The 7,607-nt window shown below is 60.3% G+C and carries 5 protein-coding genes; all 5 read left to right on the top strand.

Going from position 1 to position 7,607, the window contains the following annotated elements:
• Positions 1-37: 37 nt before the first annotated feature.
• The 5 genes from JWR14_RS06465 to JWR14_RS06445 all read left to right on the top strand — a co-directional run bounded on the left by JWR14_RS06465 (position 38) and on the right by JWR14_RS06445 (position 7,426).
• On the top strand, positions 38-2,101 hold the full coding sequence (locus JWR14_RS06465) for an NADH:flavin oxidoreductase (protein ID WP_299703305.1): 2,064 nt from the start codon (positions 38-40) through the stop codon (positions 2,099-2,101).
• A 2-nt stretch (positions 2,102-2,103) separates the two neighbouring features.
• Positions 2,104-4,023: a (Fe-S)-binding protein gene (locus JWR14_RS06460; RefSeq protein WP_299703302.1), complete on the top strand. Its 1,920-nt coding sequence runs from the start codon at positions 2,104-2,106 to the stop codon at positions 4,021-4,023.
• A 3-nt stretch (positions 4,024-4,026) separates the two neighbouring features.
• Positions 4,027-5,217: an electron transfer flavoprotein subunit alpha/FixB family protein gene (locus JWR14_RS06455; protein WP_299703298.1), complete on the top strand. Its 1,191-nt coding sequence runs from the start codon at positions 4,027-4,029 to the stop codon at positions 5,215-5,217.
• Between the two features lie 40 nt (positions 5,218-5,257).
• Positions 5,258-6,064 (top strand): electron transfer flavoprotein subunit beta/FixA family protein, encoded by an 807-nt coding sequence (locus tag JWR14_RS06450; protein ID WP_299703308.1) that lies wholly within the window; start codon positions 5,258-5,260, stop codon positions 6,062-6,064.
• Between the two features lie 63 nt (positions 6,065-6,127).
• Entirely contained in the window at positions 6,128-7,426 is a 1,299-nt protein-coding gene (locus tag JWR14_RS06445) for an aromatic ring-hydroxylating dioxygenase subunit alpha (protein WP_299703295.1), read from the top strand.
• Positions 7,427-7,607: the final 181 nt, after the last annotated feature.

Here is a 7,607-nt window from a genome sequence, read left to right as displayed (position 1 = left end):
GCAGCATAGTAAATAGATAATTCCGAGGTCGACCGCGATGCGTTACCCCAACCTTTTCAAGCCTCTTACGCTGAATAAACTGACCTTGCGCAATCGCATTGTCAGCACCGCGCACGCGGAGGTCTATGCGGAGCCGGGTGGTTTGCCCGGAGATCGGTATATCCGTTATTACGAGGAAAAGGCGAAGGGCGGTGTGGGATTGGCCGTATGCGGCGGCTCGAGCCCGGTGTCTATCGATAGTCCGCAAGGATGGTGGAAATCGGTCAACCTTTCGACCGACAAGATCATTGATCCGCTCGCGCGTCTGGCCGAAGCCATGCACAAGCACGGCGCGAAAATCATGATCCAGGCGACCCACATGGGACGTCGTACCGCGTATCACGGCGAGCACTGGCCGCACTTGATGTCGCCGTCGGGCGTGCGTGAACCGGTGCATCGCGGCAACGCGAAGATCATTGAAGTGGAAGAGATCAAGCGAATCATTACCGACTTCGCCGCGGCTGCGAAGCGCATAAAAGACGCCGGCATGGATGGCGTCGAAATCTCGGCGGCGCATCAACATTTGATCGATCAGTTCTGGAGTCCGCGTACGAATTTTCGTACCGATGAATGGGGCGGTTCACTCGAAAACCGCCTTCGTTTTGGCAATGAAGTGCTCAAGGCCGTGCGTGAAGCGGTCGGTCCGGATTTCTGCGTCGGCCTGCGCATGTGTGGCGATGAATTTCACGAAGACGGTCTCGATCACACGCAGTTGAAAGAGATCGCGCAGTCGATGTCGGAGTCGGGTTTGATCGACTACATCGGCGTGATTGGTTCTGGCGCGGACACGCACAATACGCTCGCGAACTGCATGCCGCCCATGGCGTTGCCGCCCGAGCCGTTCGTGCATCTCGCGGCTGGTATCAAGTCAGTGGTGAAGCTGCCGGTGATGCACGCGCAAAGTATTCGCGATGCAGGGCAAGCGGAGCGCTTGCTGGAGTCCGGCATGATCGATCTGGTCGGCATGACGCGTGCGCAGATCGCCGATCCGCACATGGTCATCAAGATCCGCGATGGCCGCGAAGACGAGATCAAGCAGTGCGTGGGCGCGAATTATTGTATCGACCGGCAGTACAACGGCCTCGACGTGCTGTGCGTGCAGAACGCAGCCACGTCACGCGAAGAGACCATGCCGCACGTGATCGAAAAATCACGTGGGCCGAAGCGCAAGGTCGTGGTTGTTGGGGCGGGTCCTGCCGGCCTTGAAGCGGCGCGTGTCGCGAAATCGCGGGGCCATGACGTCGTATTGTTCGAGAAGAACGAATACGTGGGTGGCCAGATCATGCTGGCGGCCAAGGCGCCGCAGCGCGAGCAGATGGCGGGCATCGTGCGCTGGTTCGACATGGAAACGAAGCGCCTTGGCGTGGATCGCCGCCTCGGTGTCGCCGCCGATGAAAAGATGATCATGGCGGAGAAGCCGGACATTATCGTGCTGGCAACGGGCGGTTTATCGTTCACGCAGCAAGTGCCGGCTTGGGGCGTTGAAGAAGGTCTGGCGGTGAGTTCATGGGACATCCTCTCGGGCAAGGTCGAGCCGGGCAAGAACGTATTGGTGTATGACGGCGTCAGCATGCAAGCGGGTGCAGGGGTGGCCGATTTCATCGCGAGCCGCGGTGGCAACGTCGAGATCGTCACGCCGGACGTGAAGGTCTCTGACGACGTGGGCGGCACGACCTTCCCGATTTTCTATCGACGCCTGTATGCGCAAGGTGTGATCTCCACACCGAACTACTGGCTCGACAAAGTGTATGAGGAAGACGGCAAGAAGATCGCCGTGATCCGCAATGAGTACACGGAGGAGCAGGAAGAGCGCGCGGTCGATCAGGTCGTGATCGAAAACGGCATCGTGCCAAATGATGAACTCTATTGGAAGCTCAAGCCGGAGTCGTTGAATCGCGGTCAGATCGATGTGCACAAGCTCTTCGCTTCCGAACCGCAACCGTCCCTGAGTGAAGAACTGGGCAACGGCCGTTTCCTGCTGTTCCGCGTAGGCGACTGCATCTCCATGCACAACATTCACGGCGCGATCTACGACGCGCTGCGCCTCGTCAAGGACTTCTGATAATGAGCCCGGTGTTTGTCATTACCGCGTTGTTGTGGTTGTCGGTGGCGGGTCTGGCATTTGCACTGTTCAAGCGCGCTGCGTATTGGCGTGAAGGCCGCGCGACGGCAGCGGGTGCGTATGGCTGGGGCAATTTGCTGTCGATTCCGAAGCGCTATTTCGTCGATCTGCATCATGTGGTGGCACGCGATCCGTATATTGCGAAGACGCACGTGGCAACAGCCGGTGGCGCGATTGCCGCGATGGCGCTTGTGTTCCTCAACTACGGTCTGGCTATCTATTCGCCGTGGCTCGACAAGCTGATTTTGCTCGCGGCGCTCGTGATGCTGGTTGGCGCGGTGTTTGTGTGGCGTCGTCGGCATGGAGCGAAGGCAGTGCCGGCGCGTTTGTCGCGTGGTCCGTGGGACAGCCTGCCATTGTTACTCGGTTCGTTCGCGCTCGGTCTCATGCTGTTCATCGTGTTGCCCGCCGCAGCGATGTCCGGTGCATTGGCGATCATCGTCGCGTTGCTGATTGCAGCGGGGGCATTCACGATGACGTTCGGCGCGGCCCGCGGCGGTCCGATGAAACACGCGATGGCAGGCTTGTTGCATCTCGCGTTTCATCCACGCCAGGAGCGCTTCACTGGACGCAGCCACGAACATGACGTCGTCCCGCCGACCGCGCTCAAGATGCCCGTACTCGATGCAAAGGAATATGGCGTTGGCAAGCCTGTAGAGTTTCGCTGGAATCAACTACTGAGCTTCGATGCCTGCGTCCAATGCGGCAAGTGCGAAGCGGCGTGTCCCGCGTTCGCAGCGGGTCAGCCGCTGAACCCGAAGAAGCTGATCCAGGATCTGGTGACTGGCATGGTCGGTGGGTCGGACGCCGCGTATGCCGGCAGCCCGACGCCTGGCATCCCGCTCGGCAAGCATTCGGGCGCACCGTCGAAGCCGCTTATTTCCACGATGATCGAAGCGGATACCATCTGGTCCTGCACCACGTGCCGCGCATGCGTTCAGGAGTGCCCGATGCTGATCGAGCATGTGGACGCTATCGTGGACATGCGGCGCAACCAGACGCTGGTCGAAGGCATTGTGCCGGGCAAGGGCCCTGAAACGCTCGCGAACTTACGCGAGACGGGTAGCGCGAATGGCTTCGATATCGGCGCGCGTTATGACTGGGCCGTGGATCTGCAAGTGCAGGTCGCGCAGCCGGGACGTCCGGTCGATGTGCTGCTCATTGCAGGTGAAGGTGCGTTTGACATGCGCTACCAACGCTCCCTGCGCGCGCTCGTCAAAGTGTTGAACAAGGCTGGTGTCGACTACGCAGCGCTTGGGGGCGTGGAAACGGATACCGGCGATACGGCGCGTCGTCTCGGCGATGAAGCCACATTCCAGCAACTGGCGACGCAACTTATCGCGACCCTTTCGACGTATTCGTTCAAGAAGATCGTCACCGCCGATCCGCACGTGATGCATAGCCTGCGCAATGAGTATCGCGCGCTGGGCGGCCTGTATGAAGTGCAGCATCACACGTCGTTGATTGCTGAGCTGGTCGCCAGTGGCAAGCTCACGCCGGCCGCTGAAAGCGTGCTCGCCGCGGGCAAGACCGTCACGTATCACGACCCGTGCTATCTCGGCCGATACAACGGCGAGACGGAAGCGCCGCGCAAGTTGCTTAAATCGATCGGTATCAAGGTGGTCGAGATGGAACGCAACGGCATGCGTGGCCGATGCTGCGGCGGTGGCGGCGGAGCGCCGCTCACGGACATCCCCGGCAAGCAGCGTATTCCCGACATTCGTATCAATGACGCCCGTGCGATCAACGCGGAGATTGTCGCGGTCGGATGCCCGAACTGCACGGCGATGCTGGAAGGCGTAGTAGGTATTCGGCCGGAAGTGCTGGACGTGGCGGAACTGGTTGCAGCGGCGCTGGAGTAAGCAATGGACACCATCAAACGAATTGATCCACGCCGGCCGTTTTCCATCACGGCAGAAGGGCTCAAGCGCATTACGCTGGGTTTTGTCGGCGTGGCGGGGGACAGCAATCTTTCTGCGCTGGGCGGGCATCGTGAACAGGCGAAGCCGCGCCGTACGACTTCGGCCGCGCAACTTTCATTGCTCGTGGCTGCACACAGTGACCGCGGTTCCCTCGATGACCACGCGCGCCAGACGCTTGCTGCCGCGGCGTTACTCGCGGACGCGACAACGCAAGTCGTATTGCTTGTGCTGGGCGAATTGAAAGACGACGCGGCTGCGCTCGGCGCGGACAAGGTGATCGAGATGGCGTCATTCGATCGTCGCGCATTCGCACCCGATGCCGCTTTAAACGCGCTCGCCGCGTGTGTTGCGGCGTACTCGCCTCAGCATGTTTTCCTCCCCGACAACGCAATCGGCGACGGCGATCTAGGCCGCCGATACGCCGCCCGGGCGAAGGCATCGATGGCGGCGCATGTGGTTGAATTGGACGCTACGCACGTCGCGGTTTATACCCACGCGCGCAAGGCGTTTGCCGTGCGTTCGCTGCCCGATGTGATCCTGCTGGCCCCGAATGCCGTCGATGCAAGATTGCCGTTTGTTGGCGCGGGAGAACGTGTAGCAGCTGAGCAGTTTTTTGCTGAAAGCCATACGAACGACGCGAGCCCCTACAAGGACCTGGGCATCGAAGAAATCGATGCCGCACAGATGGCGTTGGAAGAAGCGGATTTCATTGTGTCGGCGGGGAATGGCGTGATTGATGTTGCGGCATTTGAGCGGCTTGCCAGCACGGTAGGCGCTGCAATCGGCGCAAGCCGGGTCGCGGTAGACGATGGCAAGTTCCCCCGCGACAAACAGATCGGGGCAACGGGCAAGACGGTCGATGCCAGCATCTACATTGCGTTTGGTATCTCCGGCGCAGTGCAACACTTGCAGGGCATCAAGGATTGCCGTCACGTGATCGCGGTGAACCTGGACGCGAGCGCACCCATCGCGAAACGCGCGAACCTGACGATCATCGGCGACGCGCAGGAAACGATCGCCGCGCTGACCGATGCCGCAGCGGCTGCGCGAAATGCGCGTGCTAACCCCGGCTCACTAGCAACGTCCGGAAGCAGCGCCGCGAGTGCAGCAAAGCTGGAAGGAGCACTCGCATGAATCTCTTCAAGCACGCTCGGGGAGCATTCAATTGACTAGCGTGAGCAAGACGCCGACCACGAACCGCCTGAGCAGGATCGCAGTGCTCGTGTCAGTGGGCCGTCATCCGGTGAGCGGAACAGCACGCTACAGCCGCAACGACGCCGCCGCGCTGACCCTGGCAACGAGGCTCGCGGCCCAACACCAAGCTACGCTCGACGTGCTGCACGCAGGCGATTCAACCAATCCCGCATTGCGAGAATATCTCGCGTTAGGCGCTGCAAAAGTGGAAGTGCTGGCCGTAGCCGCGTGCGATGACATTGCCCCGGCGCTGACCGCACGCTTAAAGGGTTACGACCTTGTTTTGACTGGCACGCGCGCGGAAGGGACCGAAGACAGCGGCATGCTGCCGTACCAGCTCGCGGATGCATTGGGATTTACGCTGCTCGCATCAGCAGTGGATATCGACATTGAAGCCGACATTACAGAGGCGCACATCACCGTTCGGCAATTCCTGCCGAAAGGGTTGCGTCGTCGCGTGCAGGCAAGCTTGCCCGCCTTGGTCGCGGTGCATCCCATGGCCAACACCACGCCGCGATACGCCTATGCAAAGCTGCGCGAAGGCACGATCGAGCCGGTGCTGGTGAGCGCCGCCAACCCGGCAAAAAGCAACGCCTGGACGATCAAGCCCGCGACCGCAAAACCCGTGCGGCTGGCGGCGGCTGAAAAGCGTTCGGGGCACGCGCGCATGCTCTCGGCCACGACCACGGAAAGCCGGGGCGGCAGCGTCGTAATTGAAGGGACTTCCGTCGAAAAAGCACAAGTGATCCTGGCGTATTTGCGCGAGCATCAACTCGTCGATTACTGATTAGCGACACGAAAATTCCCGCACGTTCAAGGTCGGTCGGGGCACCAAAACACGGAGTACACGATGAAAGTTTCCGCAGACGTTCGCGCAATGATCGAACGCCGCAAGAAGGGGCACACGCTGGAAGCGCCGTTCTACGCGAGCGAGGAAGTCCACGCGCTCGACATGGATGCAATCTTCCGGCGGCACTGGATCCAGGTCGCGGTCGAGCCGGACGTGCCGGAAGCGGGCGACTACATGACGGTGGAACTCGGCAACGATTCCATCCTGATTGTGCGCGACGACGACATGCAGATCCGCGCGTTCCATAACGTTTGCCGGCACCGCGGTGCGCGCCTGTGCAGCTCGGAGAAGGGTTCGCTAGGCAATATCGTGTGCCCGTATCACAGCTGGACCTACAACCTGAACGGCGACCTGATGTTCGCCGAACACATGGGCGAGCAGTTCGACAAGTGCAAGCACAGCCTCAAGAAGGTCCACCTTGAGAACCTCGCGGGACTGATTTTTGTTTGTCTCGCCGAAACGCCGCCGGCGGATTTCGCTGTATTGCGCGCTTCAATGGAACCGTATTTGCTGCCGCACGGTCTGGCCGATTGCAAGGTGGCCGCCGCCATCGACATCATCGAAAAGGGCAACTGGAAGCTCACGATGGAGAACAATCGCGAGTGCTATCACTGCGTGGCGAACCATCCTGAACTGACCATCTCTCTCTACGAATATGGCTTCGGCTATCAGCGTTCCGCAGACAACGAAGAAGCCATGGCGGCCTTCGACAAGACCGTTGAAGAACGCACCAAGCAATGGGAAGCGATGAACCTGCCGTCGAAGGAAATCGACCGGCTGGCTGACCTTGTGAGCGGTTTCCGCACCCAACGTTTGCCGCTTGACCGCAGTGGCGAGTCGCAGACGATGGACGCCAAGGTGGCGTCGAAGAAATTGCTCGGCGGCTTTCAACAAGCCGATCTCGGCGGCCTCTCGTTCTGGACGCAACCGAATTCGTGGCACCACTTCATGAGCGATCATATTGTGAGCTTCTCGGTGATCCCGCTGTCGGCCGGCGAGACGCTTGTGCGCACAAAATGGCTCGTGCACAAGGACGCGAAAGAAGGCATTGACTACAACGTCGACAACCTGACCGCCGTCTGGCGTGCCACGAACGACCAGGACCGTGCGCTGGTGGAATTCTCGCAACTCGGCGTGACGAGCAGCGCGTATGAACCGGGTCCGTATTCGCCATTCACGGAAGGCCTCGTGGAGAAATTCTGCGAATGGTACATCGGCCGGCTCGACGATTATGCGAGTACGCCGGATGAAGCGAGCGTGAGTACGCACGGCGAGAAAGTCGTCTCGTTCAAGCGCTAAGTTCAAGCGCTAACTCATCAAGCAAACAACCGAACAAACAACGTCGCACTCAAGGCTACAGCGGAGAAACAGATGATGCGCGATCAGGCGACGTTCGAGCCTGCCCCGAACCGAGTGACTCAGCCTGAGTTCTGGGGCACGCTTCCCGCCCGTTGGGATAGCGACACCGACGAGACGCTCG

The sequence above is a fragment of the Caballeronia sp. genome (assembly GCF_028292365.1).
In the GTDB taxonomy this organism is placed as follows: domain Bacteria; phylum Pseudomonadota; class Gammaproteobacteria; order Burkholderiales; family Burkholderiaceae; genus Caballeronia.
The sequence above is the reverse complement of the archived record's forward strand: the minus strand, read 5'-3'. Positions and strand labels throughout refer to the sequence as shown.